22 protein-coding genes are annotated in these 25380 nt (G+C 41.8%); 2 read left to right on the forward strand and 20 right to left on the reverse strand.

All coding sequences use genetic code 11. From position 1 onward, the window contains the following. The first annotated feature begins 198 nt into the window (after positions 1–198). Complete coding sequence (locus tag H5201_RS17085; protein ID WP_145238627.1) at positions 199–1035, forward strand: mechanosensitive ion channel family protein; 837 nt, start codon at positions 199–201, stop codon at positions 1033–1035. A 71-nt stretch (positions 1036–1106) separates the two neighbouring features. On the opposite strand, the gene H5201_RS17090 is transcribed toward H5201_RS17085, so the two are convergent. From H5201_RS17090 to H5201_RS17115, 6 genes are all read right to left on the reverse strand, one after another. Further along, complete coding sequence (locus H5201_RS17090; RefSeq protein ID WP_259399712.1) at positions 1107–1355, reverse strand: hypothetical protein; 249 nt, start codon at positions 1353–1355, stop codon at positions 1107–1109. A 23-nt stretch (positions 1356–1378) separates the two neighbouring features. After that, positions 1379–1948, reverse strand: a complete 570-nt coding sequence (locus H5201_RS17095) for a DUF2799 domain-containing protein (protein ID WP_182785112.1) — start codon at positions 1946–1948, stop codon at positions 1379–1381. 196 nt (positions 1949–2144) lie between these two features. Continuing rightward, entirely contained in the window at positions 2145–3077 is a 933-nt protein-coding gene (locus H5201_RS17100; protein WP_182785113.1) for a polysaccharide deacetylase family protein, read from the reverse strand. Between the two features lie 19 nt (positions 3078–3096). Then, complete coding sequence (locus H5201_RS17105; protein WP_182785114.1) at positions 3097–3636, reverse strand: YbhB/YbcL family Raf kinase inhibitor-like protein; 540 nt, start codon at positions 3634–3636, stop codon at positions 3097–3099. Positions 3637–3669: 33 nt separating this feature from the next. Continuing rightward, on the reverse strand, positions 3670–4770 hold the full coding sequence (locus H5201_RS17110; RefSeq protein ID WP_182767502.1) for an alkene reductase: 1101 nt from the start codon (positions 4768–4770) through the stop codon (positions 3670–3672). A gap of 39 nt (positions 4771–4809) precedes the next feature. After that, positions 4810–5214, reverse strand: a complete 405-nt coding sequence (locus H5201_RS17115; RefSeq protein WP_182785115.1) for a lactoylglutathione lyase — start codon at positions 5212–5214, stop codon at positions 4810–4812. Positions 5215–5329: 115 nt separating this feature from the next. Here H5201_RS17115 and H5201_RS17120 point away from each other — a divergent pair, with 115 nt between their 5' ends. Next, complete coding sequence (locus H5201_RS17120) at positions 5330–6220, forward strand: LysR family transcriptional regulator (RefSeq protein ID WP_182785116.1); 891 nt, start codon at positions 5330–5332, stop codon at positions 6218–6220. A gap of 86 nt (positions 6221–6306) precedes the next feature. Here H5201_RS17120 and tldD read toward each other — a convergent pair whose 3' ends face one another. The 14 genes from tldD to H5201_RS17190 form a co-directional block, all read right to left on the reverse strand. Next, positions 6307–7746 carry a metalloprotease TldD gene (tldD, locus tag H5201_RS17125; RefSeq protein WP_182717727.1) on the reverse strand — a complete coding sequence of 480 codons (1440 nt, stop codon included), beginning with the start codon at positions 7744–7746 and terminating at the stop codon, positions 6307–6309. Continuing rightward, positions 7743–8552 carry a carbon-nitrogen hydrolase family protein gene (locus tag H5201_RS17130; RefSeq protein WP_182740324.1) on the reverse strand — a complete coding sequence of 270 codons (810 nt, stop codon included), beginning with the start codon at positions 8550–8552 and terminating at the stop codon, positions 7743–7745. The genes tldD and H5201_RS17130 overlap by 4 nt, the downstream gene beginning before the upstream one ends. 20 nt (positions 8553–8572) lie before the next feature. Continuing rightward, entirely contained in the window at positions 8573–12418 is a 3846-nt protein-coding gene (locus H5201_RS17135; RefSeq protein WP_182785117.1) for a YhdP family protein, read from the reverse strand. Beyond that, entirely contained in the window at positions 12418–13890 is a 1473-nt protein-coding gene (rng, locus tag H5201_RS17140; protein WP_149982651.1) for a ribonuclease G, read from the reverse strand. Before rng ends, H5201_RS17135 begins: the two co-directional genes overlap by 1 nt. A gap of 1 nt (position 13891) precedes the next feature. Next, positions 13892–14461: a nucleoside triphosphate pyrophosphatase gene (locus tag H5201_RS17145; protein ID WP_149982650.1), complete on the reverse strand. Its 570-nt coding sequence runs from the start codon at positions 14459–14461 to the stop codon at positions 13892–13894. After that, a complete protein-coding gene (gene mreD / locus H5201_RS17150; protein WP_149982649.1) occupies positions 14461–14940 on the reverse strand; it encodes a rod shape-determining protein MreD in 480 nt (159 codons plus the stop codon). Before mreD ends, H5201_RS17145 begins: the two co-directional genes overlap by 1 nt. Next, entirely contained in the window at positions 14933–15775 is an 843-nt protein-coding gene (mreC, locus tag H5201_RS17155; protein ID WP_182717725.1) for a rod shape-determining protein MreC, read from the reverse strand. Before mreC ends, mreD begins: the two co-directional genes overlap by 8 nt. Next, positions 15775–16818, reverse strand: coding sequence for a rod shape-determining protein (locus H5201_RS17160; protein WP_145238587.1), 1044 nt, complete (start codon positions 16816–16818; stop codon positions 15775–15777). The genes mreC and H5201_RS17160 overlap by 1 nt, the downstream gene beginning before the upstream one ends. Before the next feature lie 139 nt (positions 16819–16957). After that, positions 16958–18979 carry a formylglycine-generating enzyme family protein gene (locus H5201_RS17165; protein ID WP_182717724.1) on the reverse strand — a complete coding sequence of 674 codons (2022 nt, stop codon included), beginning with the start codon at positions 18977–18979 and terminating at the stop codon, positions 16958–16960. A gap of 335 nt (positions 18980–19314) precedes the next feature. After that, positions 19315–23055, reverse strand: a complete 3741-nt coding sequence (locus H5201_RS17170; RefSeq protein WP_182785118.1) for an H-type lectin domain-containing protein — start codon at positions 23053–23055, stop codon at positions 19315–19317. Beyond that, positions 23052–23546 carry a pilus assembly PilX N-terminal domain-containing protein gene (locus H5201_RS17175; protein ID WP_182717722.1) on the reverse strand — a complete coding sequence of 165 codons (495 nt, stop codon included), beginning with the start codon at positions 23544–23546 and terminating at the stop codon, positions 23052–23054. Before H5201_RS17175 ends, H5201_RS17170 begins: the two co-directional genes overlap by 4 nt. Continuing rightward, entirely contained in the window at positions 23536–24366 is an 831-nt protein-coding gene (locus H5201_RS17180) for a type II secretion system protein J (protein WP_182740311.1), read from the reverse strand. Before H5201_RS17180 ends, H5201_RS17175 begins: the two co-directional genes overlap by 11 nt. After that, a complete protein-coding gene (locus H5201_RS17185) occupies positions 24366–24902 on the reverse strand; it encodes a prepilin-type N-terminal cleavage/methylation domain-containing protein (RefSeq protein ID WP_182717720.1) in 537 nt (178 codons plus the stop codon). The genes H5201_RS17180 and H5201_RS17185 overlap by 1 nt, the downstream gene beginning before the upstream one ends. Beyond that, positions 24889–25380: a type II secretion system protein gene (locus H5201_RS17190; protein WP_182717719.1), complete on the reverse strand. Its 492-nt coding sequence runs from the start codon at positions 25378–25380 to the stop codon at positions 24889–24891. Before H5201_RS17190 ends, H5201_RS17185 begins: the two co-directional genes overlap by 14 nt.

Here is a 25380-nt window from a genome sequence, read left to right on the forward strand (position 1 = left end):
CAAGGCTCAAGGCTCAAGGCTCAAGGCTCAAAAAGATAAAACCTTGCAGTTAACGCTGCAAGGTTTTTTTATCGCTGTATCCCTTCTCAATTGATCGCCCTAGCCCCTTTATTACTGTTCTACCGTGGTTAAATCTGCAAAATTTAGTTAGTATGGTCACGTGTTATTTTTTATTAACGCTCCATCAATTAGGAATTTATGAACAAAGATTTACTGCTCCATCCGGTACTTATTTCACTAGCAATGATCACTATTGCGTTTACTCTTAAGGCGCTGGTTGACAGATTTGCGCGCCATAAAGCAGAAAAAAAAGAAAAAGATATTCGCTATATTTCGCACAATATTAAGCACTCTATTAACCTAGCAACGGTGCTATTACTGCTATTTGTATGGTCTACTGAAATCCAGAACTTTGCGCTGTCGATCGCGGCATTTGCAGTGGCTATTGTATTTGCGACCAGAGAGTTTATTCAATGTATAATTGGCTTTTTCTATTTAGTTACCACGCGCCCGTTTCGGGTTGGTGACTGGGTACAGGTTGGTGAATACTATGGTGAAATTGCTGAAACCGATTGGATCAAAACCACCATGCATGAAATTGACATGCACACCTATCAGTTTTCTCGCAAAACCATTTATATTCCGAATAATAAGCTGATCACTAACCCGATTAAAAACTTAAACTTTGTAAAACGTTTTACCACTCATCACTTTAGTATTGTGCGTAAAGAAAGTTTTAATCCGTATCCAATTTACGAAACTCTAACCACGAAAGCGAAGCAATATTGTGAAGAGTTTCAAGATGTGGCTGGTCGTTATAATTCGATTATCGAAAGAAAATTAGATGCAAAAATTTCTGGCCCTGAGCCTGAAATACACTTTAGCACCACCGAATTAGGCGAGTTTAAAGCCAGCTTCACTTTATTCTGTCCCACTGACAAGGCGCTGGGAATAGAGCATAAGCTAACTGCCTTTTTTATGGAGCTTTGGTACAGTGAAGCTGCAAAACAACAAAGCAGTAACTCTCACATATAATAAGAATATGCCACTATATGGACATAGTTTAACTCACTTGATTAAAACTGAAGTGAGTTAAGCTTTTAACGCTAGCCTCCCGATCTAATATCTCGCTCAAACTCAGTTTCAGTTTTTACTGGCTGACAAGTTGATTGAACCGTGCTCTTATTACTTTCATCTTCGTCAGAACTAAAGATTGTATAGTTATAGTCTGTCTCAACTTCACCACCTAAGCACTCATGCTCTGCAAATAATTCATCTCCATAACCCTCTGGCATTTCTTTTGACGCACACCCACTGAGGATCAGAAATGTTATTAAAATTGACATTACTTTCATATTAATCACCTTAAAAGAACACGCTATAACTCATACTCAAAATGCCATGATGGAAGCTTGTTGAGTAATGGCAGAAGTGCTTTTTCTTTTCTTAAATCACGACGCTCTCTCTCTAACTGTTCTCGCTCTCGGCGTAACTCTTTACTTTGGCTACTTGACGATTTATCACTCGCTAATTCATTACTAATAGATTGCAGCCGCCAATTAATATTATTAAGTCGATCATCTATCTCGGCTTTCCTTGCTTCAAATTGATAACGCTCGTTACCTTCTTGCCATGCTTTTCTAAACTGTGTGTCATTACAAATCCCGTTATACGCATCGCCTCGCAAACCTAGGGTAAAGCCATTTTCAGGCTCACAAAAGGCTGCGAGCCCCTGTTTGTAACCAGCTTGATAATCATCTAATTTTGCAATGATGCCAAATTCACTACAAGCAGATATGATTTCTCTGCCATGTTCAAATGTATACCCTTGCTCACCATGACTAAAACCTAGATTTGTCCAATTGGCCTGTATACATTCATCCTGAGACAAAGAAGAGCATCCTGATAGAGATAGTAGAAATAAAATAAACATACAACGGCTAAACATGCTATTTCCTAAAATGTCATAGACTATTCAAGTACCCATTTTAAGAGATACTCGTTTAAAGTGAATGATAAAAATGTAACAAGCTATTCTAATTCCGTTGAAGTTTAAAATTTACGACAAAACTTAATCCCTTCATCACTAAAAATAACATGAGGCACACTTATAATATTAAAAAGCTGCCTCATAGATATTTTCTTTATCTAACCGTTTGAGTCGGATTAGTTGGTACATTATTTTGCTTCATTATCCAACGGGCTATGTTATCTTTTCGCATGAACTTAACACCAGTATGCTGTTTTGCATACTGGATAAAATCATCAAGCGCTTTTACTCGTGCAGGCGTTCCTGCAATACGGTCATGAGCACTAATCGACATCATTCGTCTTCTGTGTTTTCCTTCAGCGTATAACACGTCAAACTCATCTTTTAACTCTTGTAAGTAGGCTTGGGCCGTCATTGCAGTGCTTCCTGAATAGCGCACAATGTCGTTATTACGAAAAGTATAAGGTACAACCACAAAAGGCTTATTATTTACTGGTGTAAAAGAAGGCTCATCACGCGATAGATCATCAATATGATAAATAAACCCCAGCTCTTGCAAAAGCGTAAGTGTATTTTTTGAGTGTCTCATCCAAAATGCATTAAAGCCAACCGGCCGCATTCCTGTCACTTTTTCGATAATATCTGCACTTTTAATATATGAAGCGCGCTCTTGTTCAACACTCATAGAATATTGTGGTGTCCATGTTTGGCCGTGACCTGATGCTTCATGCCCTCGTGAAACCACTTTTTTAGCAAGTGCTGGATTTAATTCCACAGCCCTACCCACCATATGAGAAGTAACTTTAATATTATGTTTATCCCATAGATCAAGTAATCGTGGGATCCCTTCATTCATCCCATACTGATACCAAGTAGGCGAAATCGTATCGTGATAACCCTGCTCTATTTGAGGAAACGGCCCTGCATCAGAGCTATCTTGTGCTGTTGCCTCAAATTGCATTGAAATAGAAATCACTAATTGTGCATCATCAGGCCAATAGCCTGATTTATCAGATAATGGGGCCGCACTTAACAGCCTACTGCTACACAGTGCTATTAAAACAGTGAGTAAAGGTAAAGCCTTCATTTTTTATCTCCTAAGCTAATTAACGCGGTCCTGCCGTTACTGTGATCTCGGCTGTTTGCAAAGAGTGCTGATGTAAGAAAAACCCTGTAAGTGCACTTGTTGCCCCTTGTGGAACAGCTAATTTTTCTACATCCAATGCATACACTTTATAGGTATAGCTATGCTTGCGTCCTTCTGGTGGACATGGTCCAAAGTACCCGGGCTTACCCATATCTGTATTACCTTCAATGGCCCCTTCGGGCAAAGTCGTTGAAGATAACGAGTTACTAGTCAGAGGAATATCATGTACTACCCAGTGCCAAAAACCACTGCCAGTTGGTGCGTCATTGTCATACACTGTCACGGCAAAGCTTTTGGCCTTCTTAGGCGCGTTTTGCCATTTAAGTTGTGGCCTAGCATTACTCCCCTTACAACCAAAGCTATTCCAGTATTGCTCACTCTTTATTGCCTGCCCTTGCTGTAAGTCAGGGCTCGATAAACTAAATTCAGCCGCAAAACTGGCACTACTAAACAGCCCGCTGATCAGTAAAGTAACTGCTGAGTTTGAAAAATTAACCATTTTCAGTCCTTATATTTTCAGTTGAAACGAAAGTTACTTTTGATACGCTGAGTAATCGGTATAACCTTTGGCGGTACCGCCAAACAATGTACTCCCATCGGTAATAGTGTTTAGTGGCAGTTGCTCTTGAATACGATACGGTAAGTCTGGGTTGGCAATAAAACGGCGACCAAATGCAATATAATCAGCAAGACCTTGTTCAATAAGATGCGCACCTGAATGCTCGGTATAATTACCTGCAACAATAATTGCGCCACTAAAATACTGACGAAGTGCGGCTCTAAACTCTGGTGTTACGGTAGGTGCATCGTCCCAGTCCGCTTCGGCAAGATGAATATACGCAATACCAATTTGCTCAAATTGCTTTGCTGCTAATAAAATAGTGTCAATTGCTTCACTATCATCCATACCACGCTGAGTGATAAAAGGCGCTAATCTAACACCCACTTTATGAGCTCCAATGGCATTACTAATTGCGCCAATAATTTCACAGGCAAAACGAATACGGTTTTCTTGGCTACCGCCATATTCATCTGTGCGTTTATTCGCTGAACGTCTTAAAAACTGATCAATTAAATACCCGTTACCTCCATGTATTTCAACGCCATCGAAACCAGCCTCAATCGCGTTAATTGCCGCTTGCTTATAATCATTTACTATTTCTTTAATTTCTTTAACACTTAGTGCTCGAGGGGTTGGGCAGTCAAGCATCCGTCCTTCTCCATCATCGCCTACCACCCAAACTTGTGCATCTGGAGCAAGTGCAGATGGGGCAACTGGCGTTCCATCATGATGAAATGAAGAGTGCGACATTCTACCAACGTGCCAAAGTTGTAAAAATATTTTACCGCCTTCTTTGTGCACAGCTTGTGTTACTTGCTTCCAACCTTCGATTTGTTCTTGCGTGTAAATACCTGGCGTAAATGAGTAACCTTTGCCCTGAGCAGAAATTTGTGTTGCTTCAGAAATAATCAGCCCTGCAGTAGCACGCTGGGCATAATAAGTGGCCATCAGTTCAGTAGGAATATCGCCCGGTTGCGCAGTTCGCGAACGGGTCATAGGTGCCATCACAATTCTATTTTGCGTGACCATGCCACCGAGTGTTTTAGCTTCAAATAAGGATTCTATAGACATAACTAACTCTCTTATAAATAATGTTTATCTGGATTTAATTTAAATTTCATCACTGCTAAATAGCATTTCGACCTTTATCTCTTCTGGTCCAGGTATAAATACTTGCTGCTCTAATAGCTCTGGCACGGTTCGCTCAAAGTAGCTTATACCTGTTTTCGCTAAGCGACTTTTCAATCCTTGGTAACCCATGCTACGAATGGCAATGTGCTCTACCACTCCTCGCCCTTGGATTTTGCTGTTAAATGCTGATAAGTACCCCTGTTGCGCTTTATTACCCGCGGCATTAACCAGATGAATCAAAGCAACGTTATCGCTGCCGTATAACCACGCTCCCTCGAAAGGAAAAGGCGGACGATACCCTTCACTTAGCCCAACTGAATTAATAAAGAACTGTCGCATCGCTTGGTAATCACAACTAGAAATTAATACATGATCTAAACGCATAAACTTTCTCTGTTGATAATGAGTACAACCAGTTTAACTATTTACTTAAATTTGATAATTGAGTTAATATCAAAAACACTATTCATTAATACTGAATTATAAAGAGTGAGGAACGATGGCTAAGATTGATGATATGCAGCTTTTTGTTCATGTGGTGCGCTCTGGCGGGCTTGCTGCAGCTGGGCGAAAAATTGGTTTATCGCCTGCGAGTATGACGGCACGTATCAACCAGCTTGAAAATCACTATCAAACCCGACTCTTAATACGTAATACTCGAAGTATTAAATTAACCGAGGCTGGAGAGCACTTTTTTCAAGGCTGTTTAAGAGTGATTGCTGAAATTGATGCCGCAGAGCAAAGTATTCAGCTTAGTAAAAGCACTCTCTCGGGTAGCCTCAAAATAACCGCACCCTCTGACTTTGGTAAACAGTTTGTTGCCCCTGCAATAGCTAAATTTGTAGCACTGAATCCACAAGTAAAACCACACCTGCATTTAACCGATGGCTTAGTCAATTTAGTGGAAGAAGGCATTGATATTGCTATTCGCTTTGGAAACTTACCCGATAGTAATTTGATTAGCCGAATGATCAAAGCCAATAAACGTGTGTTATGTGCTTCAGCTGAATATTTAAAAATACATGGCCAACCTTTACAACCAAGCGATTTATTAAACCATCGCTGCTTAGTAATGGAGCGACTTGGTCAATCGATGCATGATTGGCATTTTAAAGACGAGGTAATTCGCGTACCTGTAGCTATGAGTAGCAGTGATGGTGCAGTGATCAGACAGTGGGCAATTAACGGTGCAGGTATTGCTCTAAAATCAATGGTAGATATTAATGATGATCTGACTAAGGGTAATTTAGTGACGCTACTTGATGACTATATTCTCGGTTTTAGTAATAAAGATAAACAGCAAGTTGGCTTACAGTTTCTTTACCCATCAAGGCAATTTCAGCCACGACAAGTTGCCGCATTTATGGATTTTTTTCAGCAGCAAATTTAACCTCAAAACAATAAGCAGCCGACAAAATAAAACCTTGAGAGTTTGCACTTTCAAGGTTTTATTTATAGCGTTTGGCAGTTATAAAGTTAAGCAGTACCACCTACCGTTAACTGATCAATTTTCAGGCTTGGCTGGCCAACGCCTACTGGTACACTTTGGCCGTCTTTACCACATACTCCTACGCCTTTATCAAGCGCTAAATCATTACCTACCATAGAGATTTGTTGCATAACTTCAGGGCCGTTACCAATTAATGTGGCGCCTTTGATTGGCCGAGTAATTTTGCCGTTTTCAATTAAGTAGGCTTCTGAGGCACTAAATACAAACTTGCCTGAAGTGATATCTACTTGGCCGCCACCAAAGTTTGGGGCGAAGATACCTTTTTTAACTGTGCTAATAATATCGGCTTGGCTGTGCTCGCCGCCTAACATATAAGTATTGGTCATACGTGGCATAGGTAAATGCGCGTATGACTCACGGCGCGCATTACCAGTTGGGTTAACGCCCATCAAACGCGCATTCATTTTATCTTGCATGTAGCCTTTTAAAATACCGTTTTCGATAAGTACGTTGTACGCTGCAGGCGTACCTTCGTCATCCACATTAAGTGAACCACGGCGATCGGCAATGGTGCCGTCATCAACTACAGTACACAGCTCTGATGCGACTTTTTGGCCCACTTTACCGCTAAATGCCGAGGCTCCTTTACGGTTAAAGTCGCCTTCTAGGCCATGACCTACGGCTTCATGCAGTAATACTCCTGGCCAACCGGCGCCAAGTACCACTTCCATCGTGCCCGCTGGAGCGTCAATAGCTTCAAGGTTTACTTTTGCTTGGCGTACGGCTTCTTCTGCGTATTCCATCCAACGGGGTTTACCATCCACCAGCTCTTTAAAGTAACCATAGTCTAAACGTGCGCCACCACCTGCGCCACCGCGTTCACGGCGGCCGTCTTTTTCAAGTAATACCGAGCAATTTAAACGGATCAATGGGCGGATATCGGTGGCAAATGTACCATCGCTGGCCGCAATCAATACTTCTTCATACACCGCAGACATAGAGCTAATAACTTGCTCTGCGTCAGGAGCAAGCTCACGAATATAATTTTCAAGCTCACGTAACAAATTTACTTTGTCGGTATCACTCATGCTTTGAATCGGCTGCAGTGGTGCAAACTGCTGTTTTGCTGCTACATCACTAAATACCTGAATGGCTTTACTTTCACCTGCTTCGGCAATACTGCGCGCAGCGGTTGCGGCTTTGTTAAGTGCTTCTAAATTAATTGCATCAGAGTACGAAAAACCGGTTTTTTCGCCACTAACTGCGCGTACGCCGACGCCGCGTTCAACGTTGTACGAGCCTTCTTTTACTAAGCCATCTTCAAGCACCCATGATTCATGGTGGCTAGATTGAAAGTAAAGATCCGCGTAATCAACTTTATGCTGATGAATAAAACCAAGCGTTTTTTCGAGTTCTTCTCGATTTAGCTGGCTGTCGTGTAATAAATGCTGTTCAACCGTGTTCATAATAAATGCTCTCTAAATCGTTGGTGAGATTGCACTGGCATATCTCGACGAATGGCGTGTAAGCGGTTTAGATCTGGCTGACAACCAATAAACCCAATGCCATTTGCAAGCTCGCTGAGGACGTCGCCCCAAGGAGAAATAATAATACTGTGGCCGTATGTCGCGCGACCATTTTCGTGTTGCCCTACTTGCGCAGCAGCAATCACATAACTTTGCGTCTCTATCGCTCTGGCCGTTAATAACGGTTGCCAATGAGCTGCACCTGTTATGGTAGTAAATGCGCTAGGCACTAAAATAACCTCTGCCCCGGCTCGTTGCAAAGCACTAAATAAGCCACTAAAGCGTAGATCATAACATACTGTAAGACCTATTTTACCAAACGGTGAATCTACCACCACAATGTCACTGCCCGCTTCGGTGAAGTTAGACTCGCGATACGCACCAGTCCCATCAGCAACATCAACGTCAAATAAATGCATTTTATTATACTGGGCCAGCACTTCACCTTGCTCATTAAACAGCAAAGACGCTGCAAAATATTTGCCATGCTCTGTGGCAATCGGCACAGTACCGGCAGCTAGCCAAATATCATGTTGGCGACATAACTCACTTAATTGTTGTTGATAAACATCACTTTGCTTTGCTACAACAAGTGTTTCATGACCGCTATTAGCAAACACTAAGAAGCTTTCAGGTAAACACACCAGTAACGGGCGTATTGCAGGAAGCGTGGTTAACTGTTGTCTAAGTTGATTCATGTTGCCATCAGCACACAGCCCGGAGCACATTTGTAGAGCGACTATCATAGCTTGCATCGTTTAAGGCCTCATTGGGTGGCTGTATCTACAGCATCTTTGAGTGTTAACTCACTGGAGGCGGCGGCTTGAGGTTGGTTTTGTGCGGCTTGCGGAAGAGTCACTTCACGGCTTTTACGATCTACTTCTTTCACTACAGGATCAGTCATGCTACCGGTCACTTTAAAGTTAATCTCAGAAATAACGCGCGCCGAGTGGATCACTTTATCTATCGCCAGTGCCGCAAGCCCGGTTACCGGATTGACCATCCACGCAACAATCACCGGAATACTCGAGGTCACTTGTGGCGCAACCGCTAAATCGTAATCAATCTCCATGGTATTGAGGTTAGTATGGCCTTTAATCGTCAGATCAGCAGGCACCCCATCCATTTTCGTATCTTGCGTGTAAGCGATGCCTTTATCTACCTGCATGGTGCCTTGCAAACTGTTATAAAAAAAACCTTTCGAAAATACATCTCTAAAATCGAGTTTTAACTTACGCACTAATGAATCCAGGCTCAGCAACGAAAATACCCGTGCGCCGCCATCGCTTACCTCAGCTAAATGTCCTTCGCCTAAACGCCAATCTAAATTACCATTGAGGCTGGCAATATCAAATAAATAAGGCGCATCTTGCCATTCAAGCGTAAATTTAATATCTGCGGGTGAATCTTTAACTGTGGTGGTTATATCAAACTCATCAAATAGCTCACCAATGTCATCACTTTGCATATTACCGCTAAATTGACTTATGCCATCTTGCCAATGCCCTTTAGCACGTAACACATGCTTGCCTTTATCAACCACCAGCTCAGATATGGTGAGCTTATGACCATCGCCATAAAGCGATGCGCTGACTTTATCTAATTGATAGCTTGCCACTTTACAATCAGTACACTCAAATTCAATGGCCGGTATGTCACTCAACCAAGTGTAATCTTGAGGTGTTTCAGATGGCTGTAATTCGTCTGTAGTAGGGGTAAAGTTAACACGTAAATAATCACTGGCAATATGAATCGGCCGACTTGATTTATCTAGCGGAATAAGTACTTGCGAGCGTAATTCTTTGGCGTTTAGCCGTAAGCTCATGTCACTTGGGGTCGGCGCTAAACGCATTTCAAAATCATTAAATGCAATATCACCAATGGTTAATTGCTGAATGTTACCCACCACTTCTTTTAATGGTGGTAGTACGCCCTTCTCAGCTGATTCTGTTTGACTGATGGTGATGATCTGCTGGATCAAGCCAAGCCAAGGTAATAGATCGGTTTGCTCTAAATCAATTGCAACACTTAAGTCTTGCTGGTTTAAACCCAGATCATGCTCGCCTAAAATAAACTGTGCATTGGTTAGTTTGCCAACGTTATTCGCTAAGATGCCATTAAAATATAAGTTGTTATTAATATTAGCGGTGATCAAATTAGAAATATTATCACCTTGAATAACAGCCGTTAGCGGCCATACTTGATCGGCACTTTTTGTGTACGGTGCGGGCAGCTCACTACTAAGCCCTTCGAGTTGTGAGCTGACATTAGCGCGATAATCAAAGCCGTCCGTTAAAAAGTTTAGGGCAAGATTAATAGCCACTTCACTTTCACCATGCAAGTAACCTTTTAGTAAGTCTTGACCATGAGAAATTAACGTATCAGCATTTAACTGTGCTTTTATATCAACGTCAGCACGATAGTTTGGGCCAATATTTTTACCATTAAAGTTAACTTTCAGCGGCATTCCTAACCAACTTGCGTTAGCATTTTCTAAAGTGATCTGATCATCATTAAAATAGAGCTTACCTGTCACACCTTCAAGCTGAAGCCCAGGTTGTGCTAAATACACTGGCAGATCTTTTAAATTAACCATGCCTTTAGCTGTTACATCTAACTCATTTAAATCAACAAGTAGCTCAATATCAGCGCTGGCAGCGCCGTTACCTTGGATCACCTCAAATACATTTGCTAGTGGGTCAGCAATTGGCGTTGCTTTAAAAAACGGCAGTAATTTTTCCATCTCAGCACGTTTATTAATTTTTACGCTCAGTACATCTGCGTTCATTAGATCTGTAATACTGACATGCACGGCATCACCGACCGCTAAGTTAACAAGCCGCCCATGCTCAGAGTAAATATCCATACGCTGATTTTCAAAATATAATTTTGCACTCGCTTGAGTTACTGCAGGCCAATCAGGGGCAAATTGATAATTGGCGTTATCTATCTGCGCTAATACTTCAAACTGTCCTGAATTATCAGCAAACGGAAAGCCCGTTAATGGCCCAGAAAACAGCACTTGTGTTTGCGTAAGTTCACCACCTTTAATAGCCCCAGTTAAGTAATCAACTAAATTTTTAGTCATCACAGGGCGTGGGAAATAATGGCTGGCAACACTGGCATCTGGTGCAAATGCTTCTGCATATAAATCAAGCCGAGGCTGTTCGCCTAAGCTAAGCTTCATCTCAGCTGCAACTGTTACCTCTGAATTGTCCAACCACATATTATCACTGCTGATCTGCCAACCTTGCTCACTATTGGCTAAATCAATTTGCATATTCAGTTGGTTATATTTGATTGGCTGGCTAAAAGTATCAGCGGTAAGTAACTCGCTATTTTCGCCAAACAGATTAATGCGACCACGTTCTTGATTTAACAAACCATCGACAAGTAAGCCCTGCACACCTGGCACACCTTGCTCTGCAAACCAGCCCAATTGCTGGGCTTCAAACCATAATTGCCATTGCTGTGTTGATGTAAACTGCACATAAGCGCGCTTAACTTGACCACTGGGTTGACGACTTAACAGCGGCTCTAATTCAGCAAAATCACTTAACTGGGCTAACCTTGTAACCAAGTCAAAATCGAGTTCTTGCAACCAAATTTGTTGTTGCTTGTTATCCAGCTGCGCTTCAAATTGAAAGTCGGGCCAATGCTGTTGATCGTTTGAGAGCCGCACCCCTGAACTTTTTAACCGCCAACCTTGCTGCCAAGGGTAAAGGCGAAAACCCCCTTCACTTAAACTAAATTGATGACTTTTTGTATCTTGCTGCCAATTAATAAAGCTTGGCAACCATTTAACTGTGACATCTTTGATCAGGCCTTTTTCAATACTCAACCATGATTCTAAGTTAATGTCAGAATTGAGCTGCTCTTTACTAGCATTAATATACTGAGCCAGCCATTTCGACACATCAACATTATTTGCTTGCACATAAATATCACCCAGCATGGTTTCTAGCGTCGATCCGGTTAATGCCAAGCGAGCATCAAATGTACCCACTGAAATCCCGGGCAATGCTAAAGTACCACTAGCTAAGTGTTGTTCGTATTGATTTTGCCAAACGATGTCTTCAAGCATCACCCGACGCTCTTTACCATCTGCCAAGATAAAATTAAGACTACTATTTTCAACCGCAAAATGACCGGTTTTACCTAAGAATAAGCCTTCAATCAGCTCTTTTTGTTCAAACGATACCTCACTGCTGTTCGACTGCAACATAGTCGGCATATCAACATCAGCATGGAAACCGTTGATCACAAAGTAGTTAGATTTTAACTGTCGTGTTTTGATGGTTTCCCAGACGTTTAATTCAAGGCTAGCTTTAGCGATAGTCAGTGCGATGGGTGAGCTTTTATTATCTTCAAAGGTGATATCTTCCAAGACAATAGAAGGACCTTGGCCATGCCAGCTGGCAGAAATAGCCCCAATTGATAAATTAACCGCAAACTTATCATATAGGTAACTTTCAAGGTCACCTTTATAGTCATTGGCATACGGCAGGGTATATTTTAAAACCGAAACAACAACGGCAAGCAGTACCAGAGTTATGGCGAACACTTGCCATAACTTACGGATACAAAAAAAACAGACCGTCTTTGCTTTCATTACATCATAACCACATCAAACTGCTCTTGACTGTAGAGGCTTTCGGTTTGAATGCTCACTTGCTTACCAATAAATAACTCTAGTTCTGCAAGATTATGATACTCATCGTTAAGTAATGCCTCACTTACCGCGGGAGCTGCATAAACCATAAATTTATCAGCCGCGTAAGCACGGTTTACTCGGACAATTTCACGCAGTATTTCATAGCATACGGTTTCAACGGTTTTTTGTGAACCGCGCCCAGAGCAGGCCGGACATACATCACATAAAATATGTTCAAGACTTTCTCGAGTACGTTTGCGGGTCATTTCCACTAAGCCTAATGCCGATAAACCATTAATATTTGATTTAACGCGATCTTTACCCAGTGCAGACTCAAGTGAATGCAATACCCTGCGCTTATGCTCTTCGCTAACCATGTCAATAAAGTCGATAATGATAATACCGCCCAAGTTACGCAACCTAAGCTGACGGGCAATCGCAGAAGTTGCTTCTACGTTGGTGTTAAAAATAGTTTCTTCGAGATTTCGATGGCCAACAAAGGCACCGGTATTAACATCGACCGTGGTCATCGCTTCGGTTTGGTCGATAATTAAATAGCCACCTGACTTTAACGTCACTTTACGATGTAAGGCTTTTTGTATTTCACTTTCAACATCAAACAAATCAAAAATTGGTCGCTCGCCTGGGTAATACTCTAAAGCATCGGAAAGGATTGGTACAAACTCTGCGGTAAAGCTTTTTAGCTCTTCATAGGTTAGCTTTGAGTCAACCCGAATACGCTCCATGTCTTCCCCTACGTAATCTCGTAGAGTTCGAAATGCTAAGGTTAAATCTTCATGCAAAATACTTTCTTTGCTGGTTTTTTTACGTTTAGTGACGATTTTTTTCCATAGTTTTTTTAAAAACTCGGCATCGTGACGCAACTCAGCTTCGCTGGCACCTTCAGCTGCAGTACGAACTATAAAGCTGCCGTCTTCATCGCCATACTCACCTACAATGCTTTTCAATCGCGCGCGTTCTTCTTCGGTTTCTATACGCTGACTCACACCAACATGGGTGGCATCTGGCATAAACACTAAATAACGAGAAGGGATGGTGATGTCAGTTGTTAAACGTGCGCCTTTAGTACCCAGTGGATCTTTTACCACTTGCACCATAATGTATTGACCTTGGCGCACTAACTCGCGAATATCTTGTACTTTTTTAATTGGTTGCTCGTCAACACCTTCAACAATAGAGGCGCTATTTACAATATCAGACGCGTGTAAAAAAGCCGCTTTATCTAAACCAATATCAACAAACGCAGCTTGCATACCCGGTAATACTCGGCTTATTTTACCTAAATAAATATTGCCGACGATACCTAAATTGCCAATACGCTCTAGTTGAATTTCTTGTAATACACCGTTTTCAATCAGGGCAACACGGCTTTCACTCGGGGTGACGTTGATCAGTAATTCTATACTCATGTTACCTACTTAGGAATTCGCTTAATAATTTTTCGCATTCATATAAAGGTAAGCCTACTACCGCAAAATAGCTACCGGAAATATTAGTAACAAAGCGCCCACCGAGTCCTTGTATGCCATAGCCACCGGCTTTGTCTTGTGGTTCACCAGTTTGCCAATATGCTGCTAATTCTTGTTCTGAGAGTGTTTTAAAACTCACTTGCGTGGTTACTACACAACTCATAACCTTGTGTTCAGTGGCAAATGCAATTGCCGTTAACACTTGATGACTGCGCCCAGATAAACGTTTTAGGGTTGCCATAAAGTCAGCTTTATCGCGGGGTTTACCAAGTGACTGATTATCTATAACCACCACGGTATCACTGCCGAGTACGGGGCGATCTGTGTATCCCATAGCAACACCAGTTTGGGCTTTTAGACGCGCTAAACGCTCAACAAGTTCAAGGGGTGTTTCGTCTGCTAGCTGGCTTTCATCAGCATCGACACTAAATTGTGAAAATTCGATACCAAGTTGAGTGAGCAATTCTTTGCGCCGGGGAGAAGCTGACGCTAGATAAATGGCGGTTTGCATTATCTGATCCTGAAATGACGGCGATATTTACGTAGCAATAAGAAAATCCAAGGCCAACTTAACATGCCAGTCACGACTGGCCATAAATACTGCGGGTTGAAATAAACGTCCATTAAAAAGTGATTAAGCCAAAATTGCATTAAGTGATATAAGGTTAAAAATAAGCCCACGAGTATCGCTTGCTGCCAAATTGAAAAATTACGAATTTTTTGAAAGTTACTTGCGGTTACAAAAATACAAATTGAGTAAGTGAGTGAATTAATTCCCAGCGGTGACCCTGTGGCTAAATCAATCAGCAAGCCAACTACCCAAGCCGTACCAATATTTAATCGATGTGGAACAGCTAACGACCAGTACATTAATACTAATAGCACCCAGTCAGGGCGAAAAGGCTCAAACGAAAAAGGCAATGGCATCAAAGCCATGATCAACGCAAGGAAGATGCTCACGGCGATCAATAAAAAGTAACGACTATTCATTGCTGATAGTTTCCTGCTGATTACGCCATAAGATCACTAATAAGCGAATACGATCTAACTGAGCTATCGGCTCGGCGTATACTTGAGCAAACGGGCGGCCCTCATCGCGATTAATTTCAGTTACCACCGCAACCGGGTAGCCCTCAGGAAAAGTGCCTCCAAGTCCTGATGTCACTAGCACATCACCAATCCGTACATCTAAACTATGGGGTACATGGGAGAGTTTAACTAAATTAATTTTACCAATCCCTTCAACCACGGTACGCACATCATTACGTAAAATACGTACTGGTGTGGCATGGGTTGTGTCGGTCATCAGTAACACCCGAGACGTCGTTGAGCCTACTTTGGTAAGTTGTCCGACGACCCCCATCTCATCAATAACCGCTTGGCCTTCACTGATGCCATCTATCGTGCCACGATTGATCACCACTTGATGGCTATAAGGATTTGAATGAACAGAGAGAACTTGAGCAATAATTTTACGATTTGACTGCTTAGCAGAAGAACCAAGTAACGCGCGTAGCTTTTGATTTTCTTTGTTTAAGAATTGATATTGCTGAAGCTGTTCGCTTTGCAGTAATTGTTTTTTCTTGAGGGCTTCGTTTTCAGTTAATAATTGATCGCGCGTGTGTAAGCTTTTAGCCCCGAGGCTAAATACTTCATAAGGTAAATTGGCTAAATACAATAACGGACTAACTAAGGTGTTTAAACTAGTGCGTACTGTGGTGCCACCTTGCGTATAACGATCGCCTACGATCAACACGATACTCAAAAGCACTGCGACAAAAAGTCGCAGCTGCAAAGAAATGGCACGCCCGAACATTAACTTCATTAGTCGTAACTAAATACATCACCACCATGCATATCAATCATCTCAAGTGCCTTACCGCCGCCACGCGCAACGCACGTTAATGGATCATCAGCAACCACAACAGGAATGCCGGTCTCTTCCATTAATAAACGGTCTAAATCTTTAAGTAATGCACCACCACCTGTTAATACCATGCCTTTGGCTGATATATCTGACGCCAGCTCTGGTGGTGATTGCTCAAGGGCAACCATTACCGCACTAACAATCCCCATTAATGGCTCTTGCAAGGCTTCTAATATTTCATGCGAATTAAGCGTAAATGAACGCGGAACACCTTCGGCAAGGTTACGACCACGTACTTCAATCTCAATTGGCTCATCTGTTTTAAACGCTGAACCAATTTGATGTTTAATGTTTTCAGCCGTTGCTTCACCAATTAAACTACCAAAATTACGACGTACATAGTTGATAATTGCTTCATCAAACTTATCCCCACCAATACGTACAGATGATGAGTACACCACGCCGTTTAGTGAAATAATTGCAACTTCAGTGGTACCACCACCGATATCTACAACCATTGAACCTGTTGCTTCTGATACCGGTAAACCTGCACCGATTGCCGCAGCCATTGGCTCTTCAATTAAATAAACTTCACGCGCACCTGCGCCCATAGCCGATTCACGAATTGCGCGTTTTTCTACTTGCGTAGCACCGCACGGTACGCAAATAAGCACACGCGGACTTGGACGTAAAAAGTTATTGTTATGCACTTGCTTGATAAAGTGTTGCAACATCTTTTCAGTTACATAAAAATCAGCAATTACACCGTCTTTCATTGGTCGAATGGCTTTGATATTACCAGGCGTTCGACCTAGCATTTGCTTTGCTTCAGTCCCTACTGAGGCAACACTTTTAGGACCACCAGCGCGTTCTTGGCGGATCGCAACTACAGATGGTTCATTAAGGACAATGCCTTCGTCTTTAACATAAATGAGGGTGTTGGCTGTACCCAAGTCGATCGATAGATCGTTTGAAAAAATACCACGGAGCTTTTTAAACATGAGGCTGGATGACCTTTGAAAAACGTTCTTATATTAGCTTATGCAACTTTACCATGCTGAATCAGTTCGGCAATAAAAAGTGCAGCTACCTTTGTTAATTGGGTAAAAAAGGAAGCAACGCTTCCTTTTTAAATTAATTTTATCGTTCGCGTACTAGACGAAAACCGATATAGTTTGCACGAAAGTCTGGCGCTAAAATCAAACGAGTTGAAGCACGAGCTAAACTAGGTGCAAAATTCCACGCACCACCTCGGACAGTAACATCCGCTTGTTCAGCTGACTTATGAGTCCATTCCCATACATTTCCTACCGTGTCGTAGAGACCAAACGCATTAGGTGCAAAGGAGCCAGTTGGCGATGCACTTTTATTTGACCACTCACTACCACACCATCCACAATTGGCTAAATTTTTACCTATTTCATTACCCCACGGGTATTCAGTTTTAGTACCAGCGCGTGCTGCATACTCCCACTCAACCTCATTAGGTAACCGGTATTGTTGACCTGTTTGACCAGACAACCAATCAGCGTATGCTTTCGCATCGTTGTAGGTTAAGCACACGGCTGGAAAATCACTGCCTTGCTCAAAACCTGGATTACGCCAGTTTAAATTTGCTTCCCAGACTGGTTCGCCATTTAAATAATAGGCGCAACCACGATTACGCTCAGCTTCAGTTTTATAATTAGTGTTGCTGACGAACTTTTGATAAGCACCGACTGTCACTTCTTTATTTTGCATCGCAAATGAGTTTGCAATGGTTTTTTCAACAACTGGACGCTCATTTGCAAGTCCATTACCATTGATATCACCCATTTCAAACTTACCTGCGGGAATGACTACCACGTCAGCAGCTGCGGCATTGCCTATAGCTGTACTGGTTACTGATGTCGTATTACGTTGCTCACTGGTGTATGTCGGTGCAGCAATCGACTCAGGCTTTTTTACCAACTTAGCATGAATCGTCTGCGGCTTTCGTAAATCAACACGCACGCGATAAGGTTTATAACCCTGCTTGCGAACTTCAACATCATGAATACCACTTGGTAAAGTCGTTGCTAAACGTGTTGAACCAAAACTTACGCCATCAATAAACACTTCGTCATCGTATACATTTGAACGCAGCGTGAATTCAATCATTTTATTACTATCAACGACCTGTGTATCAACCGTTGACATTGGTTTGACTGAATAATCGCGTATCGGTTGCTCGCTCAAGCGTGACACCGAAACGTTGGCATTATCCTGACCATCACTGAATGTTAACTGACTATCAGTAAAAGTAGTGTCATAACGAGTTTGATAAGTTGCCGTTAGCGGCGTGCCGTACTCTGAACAATAGCGATTATCAACACTCAATAAATTACATAAGCGACTGCTATTCACATCACCGCGCATAGTGACGCTTAAGTTAACGTTATAATTGCCTTGGCCGCTAAAAGCACTATTAACTACATGGCTACTTAAAACCTGTACTTGCGCACCAGCCATATTGCGCTTTGGTTCAACTAGGCGCTCTTCAGTTAAGTTAGCAAATATTTGATCTACAAAACGCTTGGTTGCTTTTTGTAAGCCCATTTGCTGGCCTCGTTGCTCACAGGCTGCCAATGTTTCTGTACGTTTACAGTTGATAGTGTGATTAACTTCTAGCGTCCCTTCACGGGTAAACTCATTACGTAAGCGCTCAACTCGGGCTGTTGTTAATTGTTCTTTTAAGCTTTCGAGTGTATTTAACTGGGTATGTTTTGCTACGCGAATTTGTTCAATGTCTTTGCGGTGGGATGCAATTGCCGCCAACTGCATCGCGATATCGTCTTTATTTTGCTTATGATCAACCACAGCTTGCTGATATCGCGCCTGTGCAGCACTTATATCAATAGTGGGATCATCAATTAAACGACGATACATTTCATTCATGGCATCAAGTGCTTGATTTTTTTCTTTGTCCAGCTCAGTCGAACGAGTGCGTAATAAATCAAGTTGACTTTGTAACTGACTTTCTTCTTTTAAATGTTTTTCAAGTATCTGTGTAGCGTTATCGTATTCAGCTTGTTTAATACTGATCTCAGATTCAATTCCAGTAACTGTGGCTGTATCTTGTGCAAATGCACTTGATGCAAACAAGCTAGCTGAAATTAACAGAGATAAAGGAGCAATTCGCATATATTCCATTCCCAAAAAGCGGCAATTATTTGGTCATTATTTATTTTTTATAATTAAACTCTTATGCTATGTACTTGCAAGGCAAAACACAAGCTTTGTTCAAAAATTATCTGAGTTTATACCTAATTAGCCTCAAGATGCGAGCTTCAGTTGGAATTAAAAGTGATTTAAGCTAGGCATTAGTTGCAAATGATGGCTGTTCCCTTGTTAAGATCAGCCCCCTGTAAAAGTAACCTAATATAAATTAGCTTTTAACCAGCCCATAAAGCGCTTTATAGGAACCAACTTTGTGAAACATTAAGCTCTGAATTTTAAGCTGGTTTGACATACAGTTATTACCGTACTTCACGCCAGTAAATAACACGATCATTTCCTCTAAAACGGCCAAATTGTAAAATTCCTTGCGGATTTAACTGACTTGCGTCTCCTTGCCAATCCCACTCAAGCCAATTTTCTGTATCGTACTCAAGTGTAAAAATACCTGCGCCTTTAGGCTCAGCATAGATACCATTACTCGCTGGGTAAATGCCTTGTTCGAGTTGACCACTTCTTCCACTGCCATAAATATAACTGAGCTCAGGCGTGCTAGGAGTGATTTGTGTTATTTGTGGGTGTGCAAAGACAGTGCAATTATTATTAGTATCAAGTACAAACTCGCTGCCATTAAAATACTGCGCCTGCATAGGCACAAGTAAATTATCTAAATCAGACCCTGCATTATCACCCAGCACTAAGCGGCCAAAGCGAAAACTAATAGGCGTATCGTTAAGCACAACACTATTACAGCTGCTGTTTGCTGCGCAGTCGGTTGCTAAATTAGGATTATCGTCGGCAGCTGTTAATACAGCCCCTTCAATTCCCGTCACAGTTGCCATCAAATTTACACTTTCAAATGGGCCATCGGGATCATTAAAGCCGCGTCGAGCTAAAATAGTATCGCTATCACTTATAGTAAAAAGTCCTGCTAGGGCTGCGGTACTGCCCCACTGGCTAGCCTCTAAGTTTTGCAATCTAGGAGTTAAACTACTACCCGAGACATAATTTCCTACTTCACTGTTCTCTGCATTAATGCTTACCGTTGAATTAACAAACCCGCCTATATAGTTTTTCATTACTTGGTTATTTTGATTAAGCGCCTGAACAGTAAACCCTAACGTAAACGGTTCACTCAAATAAGTGCTATTGCTGCCATAACGGGTGCACTGTGCATTGGCTTGAATATTTTGTACCGCATATTGCGAAGGCGCAAAACGACCAACACGAGTAATCGCTCCGCGCACATCACCGGCCCCCAAATAGTCGGCATCTTTGAGCCCCGCAACTAAATCAATAATACCAACTTGGTCGTAGCTATAACTTGATATTGATTCACTTAAGTTACCGGTATCTGCAAACGCAACTAAATTTTCTTCTTGTAACGTACCCAGCACACCCGCTGTTGGCAAATAAACGCTGGGTTGCACATCCGGTTGCTCACCAATAAAGTGCTTAGCGACTGGATTACTTGAAATAGCACTGTAATTATCTGGGTAGCCATCATTATTGGTGTCTTGGTTATCAAGCCATTGCACCGCATTCATTTTTAGCGAAAATGACTCGCCGGTTAGTTTAAATAAACTGCCGCTGGCATCATTAGCTTGCGCACTGTTATCAGCAAAGTTCATTGCTAAACCAAAGGGCTTAACCACAAATTCATTTGAGCTACCCGTTAAATTCACCGATAAATTAGTCACGGGATCGAGCACTAAGTTTAATTTTGCATTCAAACTCAGTTTGCCAGCATCGGGATAATTAATCACAATCGGTGCTTTTGAATCACTATCAAACTTTAAAGGCACTGTTTGATAACTTTGACCAATGCTATGGGTTGTGCTGTTATTTGTTAGAGCAAGATTATCGATGCACGTAGAGCCTGCACTGCAGCTATAGGCTAAATCTATAGCCACCTCTCCACCAGCAGGAAAAGCAGCTTCGCACACTCCGGTTGTGGTATTCGTTTTCACAGCTTGGATTGCTAATTGTGATGCATTGAACCCGGTGTTTGACGGTTTACCTGATAATTGGTTTAAAATTGATGTGGTGTTATTAGTCTCATCGCTAAAAATAAACCCCGCGTCTGAAAAAGTAACCTTACAACCACCTAAGCCCACATTTGTACCACCAATATAACAACGTAGCGGCGCTGATGGGTCTGCAACATTATAACCAAATTGCACTTGCCCTGTAGTACGCTTAGCGAACTGTAAATCTGTAATGCCAGTAAAAGTTATCACCTCACCCGTCACCCAACTTTGTTGAGTACTATTATTTGGTGATAAATCTAAAGTGGATACTTCATCATAAATTATATCGCATGCATCATTAGCACAAGCAGTTAGCGTTAGTTCTTTGGCTTCGCAGGTAAGGCCTTTATTATCACTCATTGATAATCGGTAATGATCCAATAAAACCGGCGTATTAATACCACAAAAACCAGGAATGTTATTTGGTACTGCAGTACCAGTAAATGATGAACTTTCTTCAGCAATTATCTCCGTGCCTGAGGTGATCATGCCAGTATAATGAGCTTCTTGTGCAATGCGTACTTCACCTGTTGCCACTAAAAAAGCTGAAAAATCGACTGCGGCACCAATCGACACCGCACCATCTACATAAATCGCTAAATACGCCCCATTTTCTATTGTAATTTTAGTATTCGCCACAGTTAAAAATGACGTCGACAGTAACGTAGTAGAGTTTTGTAAAAAAATACGTGTGGGTGCGGTTACTCTATACTCAGGCGCAATCATGGTCATTTGTAACTCATCAAAAAAATAGTCACCACCGAGTGTTGTAGGAATTGCACTACCCGATGAGCCATCATTGGCCACTGTTGGTACTTGTGAAGCTTGTCCTGCAGTTAACGCATTTTCACCTTTTGCAGCGCAAGGCTGACCATTACAAAGAGGGATATTAGTTAATGCCGTTGAAATATAGTTTGTGGTCGTAAGCATATTCGCGTTGTTATCGGTGACTGTCACTCCTTGGACTAACTGAATTTGGCCATTGTTATAGGTTGCAATCGCACCGGGGAATAATGTGTCACAACTTAGAACATCGCCATTTGACACAAACGTACTGGTCATAGCTAAGATAGAGGCTTCTTCGTCTGGGTGCCTACGCTCATTGTCTCCATCACGGTCTTCATCAACAACTATTCCCAAACGCGTACGAGTCAAATTGCAACTTCGTAGCCAACCACCATCTTCGCCCACTCGGCTATTTTTACTTGCAACAACCAATGGAGCAGTAGCAAAATTATTTGAGAAATAAAAATAGTTACAACCGTCACTCCAACCATCGACATTGTAACCAGTAAAAAAGCTCTCCCATAAAACTTCTACCTGATTATCATCAACAAAGGTACGATTGTTGCCAGGCTCAACAACTAAATAAGCCACTTTTTCACTATTTATTAAGCCACTTCGTGTCTCTGAGGCTTCTAGCGCAATATTAACCCCCGAAGTTGTTAGCGAGTTAGTTTCTACGGCAATCGTTAAAAATGGTCGTAATGCATCTGTAGGTGGATTGCTTTCCAAACTATTAATGGTTTGTAGAGAGTGAAAAAAGTTCGGCCTAACAGCAAAAGGTTGAGCAAAATTTATTGCCTGATAACTTTTAGGCAAAACGTAGTTAGACTTAGGACCATATTGAATCTCTAATTGGATATCTGTACTGCCAACCTCCATTATTGTGCCATCTGGAAATTCATGAACACCGTACTCGACCGCTAAGTAATGTGCTCCCATAGTAATATGCTCACCGTCTTCCCCGGTAGGTTCCAAAGGTAGAGCTTCAAATCCGGTTGTTGTTACATTACGAATTCGTACAATCGCAGGGTTACCCCCTTGATTAGTTGATAGCATAAACACCGCGGGAGGTGTTTCGTACTCTTGTTGAAAGTTTATCTTGGTCCAAATCGGTGAGACATAAGTGTCTTGCAACTCAATAAAGCGCCCTTCAATTTTAGGAACTACAGCAATGCTGTTAGCACTAAAGATCATTATGATTATGAAGATGAATAACTTATATATCATGGCAAAGTCTTCGCTTCGACAGAGAGTGTACGCTGAGTTTGCCAGTAGTCTTTACGACATGCTTCGCCGATAGCACAACTACTTGGCGAGCATGTGGCACGGCTTTGTAAATAAAAAACATTCACCGAGCCTGCGCTATTACTGCTATCAGGTACATTCAAGTATTGCTGACAAGTTATCGTTACTGTGCAGTTCTCTAAATACTGAGTTTGAAAAACAGGGGAGGTAGTTACTGCTGCACAGTTTAGTGCTGGACTATTAAGTGGAAATATTTCAGTTAGCCCGCTTTCTAACCCACTTTGTGCAGCTAAATAAGCGCGAGAGCCATAATACTCGATCACATTTTGCTGCGAAGATGCCGATAAAATCCTGACTAAAGCCAAGCCAAGTACTAGCATCACAACAATGATCACCAAAGTGACAATCAGTAGGTTACCACCTTGATAAGCTTTATTTATAACCGTTCTTTTTATTCGTGGGCTAAGGTACATTGGGTATATGCACCTCATGATTAAACATCATAGCTTCATTATCATTAAACGCCATAATCGCGTGAATGTTCAGCACTGCATTACGAGTTAATGCAATATCCCCAATTCTAAAAAATGCATTATTTGCTAGGTTATTTTCTATATGGAGCGCTAATAGATCACGTTTAACGCCTGTTGTAGCCTGTAGCTCAACTGCATCCAGCTGGGAGCTATTGAAGCCATAATCTTGATAACGATAAAGCTGTGTCCCTTCTACACAAAAACTAACAGGCGTCGCCAGTAAGTAAATTCGTTTTGCTGGTGACTCTTGTGCAAATGCTTGATCAAATTGCCATTGATCTAACTCACTGTTTGAAGATGATACGAAATTAGTTAATTGCAGACGTTTATTATTACTTACGTCGTAGACTTCTGCTGGATCTAATGGATAAATACTGGCCCAATCGCCAAGACTTGGTTGAGTTAAGTCATTTAATTCAAAATCTACTGCCGTAACAATAAAGGGAGCAGTGTTAGGTAAGTAGCCAGTGTAATGGGTAGCTGATTGAAAAGGCGTAAACTCAAGGCATTGGCTCAAACCACAGTTATTTTCACAGCTTAAACGTAAAGAGTTTGGCATCGCATGGCGTAGCTCTTTTGCTAAACGTGTCAACATAAAGCGTGCTTGTGCTACAGCCTCTTGGCGCTCCACCCCTTGACTATAAATATTAAATCCAGAGTTAATAAAAGCAAAAGAAGTAACAGCCAGTATCCCCAATATAACCATAACAAGCAGAAGCTCTATTAAGGTAAATGCTGATTGTTTTAGGTACTTACTCATCAATAATTACCCTTATATGCACTAAAACCGTATTCTTCGCCATTAGGGCTACTTATAATTACCGTGACACGCTTTGCAAGTACACCATCGTTTGCTGTCGCGCTATTAAAGTCACTGTCATATACCACGGTAACAACCACATTAAAGCCTTGGTATTGGGTAAGCACTTGACCCAAACTATTTGTTATAGGCTGATTACTCAGTGCAATATAATCGTCAACATCATCATAAGTGGTGCGTGTTTCTATGGTATCAGCACCTAAATCAGCTGAACTCGTGCAATCTGCGGCGGCTAACGAACTTTCTGAGCAACGCCTAAATGGCGGAGCACGCTCGCTGTGCTCATCAAATGATTTGGCCAAAATTTCGTTCATTAATGATTGCCCTAGCTCATTTGCCCGCAGCTGTATGATAGGGTCAGCGCTTTGTCGTGCTTGAGGTGCAATTAACCCCGTAATAATCGTCAGTGCAATGGCAAAAATGACAATGCTGATAATCAATTCAATTAAGGTAAACCCATAATTATGGGCACGCATATATAAGCCCTTCACCACTGATACATACTCCGGCAAGAGATATATCTATGCGACAAGTGCCATTACAGCTTTGATCGCTTCGACCTAAAGGATCAAAATTGATCTGCGTAAATTGCGAACCTTGATCGTCCAATGCAGTAAAAACAAAATCACTGCGCTGCGTTTTAATAGCTACTACTGAATCTTCCGGGTTATTTACATCAGCACCACCTGTGCAGGTATCCGGTGTCGGTCCTGCAATTAAGGTCGCGGTTATGTACAATTTATGACAACTCGTAAGCCCAGTATCTTGCATTGCTCGTAACTGAGCTGTTCTTAGCACTGCTAATACCCGATCGCGATATGCATAAGCGTCTTCCGTTGAACTCCCTAGAAACTTGGGCCCTGCCGTTACCGACAGGATACCCAAAATAACTAAGGTGATAATCAATTCAACCAAAGTAAAGCCACGCAATCGTTGCTTACACGTATATTTCAT

Source organism: Pseudoalteromonas sp. SG43-6 (assembly GCF_014164365.1).
GTDB classification, from domain to species: Bacteria; Pseudomonadota; Gammaproteobacteria; order Enterobacterales; family Alteromonadaceae; genus Pseudoalteromonas; species Pseudoalteromonas rhizosphaerae.

Bases quoted from the DNA above. Each gene is read 5' to 3' on its own strand.
- H5201_RS17085 (WP_145238627.1), top strand. From the start codon at position 199: ATGAACAAAGATTTACTGCTCCATCCGGTACTTATTTCACTAGCAATG.
- H5201_RS17090 (WP_259399712.1), bottom strand. From the start codon at position 1,355: ATGAAAGTAATGTCAATTTTAATAACATTTCTGATCCTCAGTGGGTGT.
- H5201_RS17095 (WP_182785112.1), bottom strand. From the start codon at position 1,948: ATGTTTAGCCGTTGTATGTTTATTTTATTTCTACTATCTCTATCAGGA.
- H5201_RS17100 (WP_182785113.1), bottom strand. From the start codon at position 3,077: ATGAAGGCTTTACCTTTACTCACTGTTTTAATAGCACTGTGTAGCAGT.
- H5201_RS17105 (WP_182785114.1), bottom strand. From the start codon at position 3,636: ATGGTTAATTTTTCAAACTCAGCAGTTACTTTACTGATCAGCGGGCTG.
- H5201_RS17110 (WP_182767502.1), bottom strand. From the start codon at position 4,770: ATGTCTATAGAATCCTTATTTGAAGCTAAAACACTCGGTGGCATGGTC.
- H5201_RS17115 (WP_182785115.1), bottom strand. From the start codon at position 5,214: ATGCGTTTAGATCATGTATTAATTTCTAGTTGTGATTACCAAGCGATG.
- H5201_RS17120 (WP_182785116.1), top strand. From the start codon at position 5,330: ATGGCTAAGATTGATGATATGCAGCTTTTTGTTCATGTGGTGCGCTCT.
- tldD (WP_182717727.1), bottom strand. From the start codon at position 7,746: ATGAACACGGTTGAACAGCATTTATTACACGACAGCCAGCTAAATCGA.
- H5201_RS17130 (WP_182740324.1), bottom strand. From the start codon at position 8,552: ATGATAGTCGCTCTACAAATGTGCTCCGGGCTGTGTGCTGATGGCAAC.
- H5201_RS17135 (WP_182785117.1), bottom strand. From the start codon at position 12,418: ATGAAAGCAAAGACGGTCTGTTTTTTTTGTATCCGTAAGTTATGGCAA.
- rng (WP_149982651.1), bottom strand. From the start codon at position 13,890: ATGAGTATAGAATTACTGATCAACGTCACCCCGAGTGAAAGCCGTGTT.
- H5201_RS17145 (WP_149982650.1), bottom strand. From the start codon at position 14,461: ATGCAAACCGCCATTTATCTAGCGTCAGCTTCTCCCCGGCGCAAAGAA.
- mreD (WP_149982649.1), bottom strand. From the start codon at position 14,940: ATGAATAGTCGTTACTTTTTATTGATCGCCGTGAGCATCTTCCTTGCG.
- mreC (WP_182717725.1), bottom strand. From the start codon at position 15,775: ATGAAGTTAATGTTCGGGCGTGCCATTTCTTTGCAGCTGCGACTTTTT.
- H5201_RS17160 (WP_145238587.1), bottom strand. From the start codon at position 16,818: ATGTTTAAAAAGCTCCGTGGTATTTTTTCAAACGATCTATCGATCGAC.
- H5201_RS17165 (WP_182717724.1), bottom strand. From the start codon at position 18,979: ATGCGAATTGCTCCTTTATCTCTGTTAATTTCAGCTAGCTTGTTTGCA.
- H5201_RS17170 (WP_182785118.1), bottom strand. From the start codon at position 23,055: ATGATATATAAGTTATTCATCTTCATAATCATAATGATCTTTAGTGCT.
- H5201_RS17175 (WP_182717722.1), bottom strand. From the start codon at position 23,546: ATGTACCTTAGCCCACGAATAAAAAGAACGGTTATAAATAAAGCTTAT.
- H5201_RS17180 (WP_182740311.1), bottom strand. From the start codon at position 24,366: ATGAGTAAGTACCTAAAACAATCAGCATTTACCTTAATAGAGCTTCTG.
- H5201_RS17185 (WP_182717720.1), bottom strand. From the start codon at position 24,902: ATGCGTGCCCATAATTATGGGTTTACCTTAATTGAATTGATTATCAGC.
- H5201_RS17190 (WP_182717719.1), bottom strand. From the start codon at position 25,380: ATGAAATATACGTGTAAGCAACGATTGCGTGGCTTTACTTTGGTTGAA.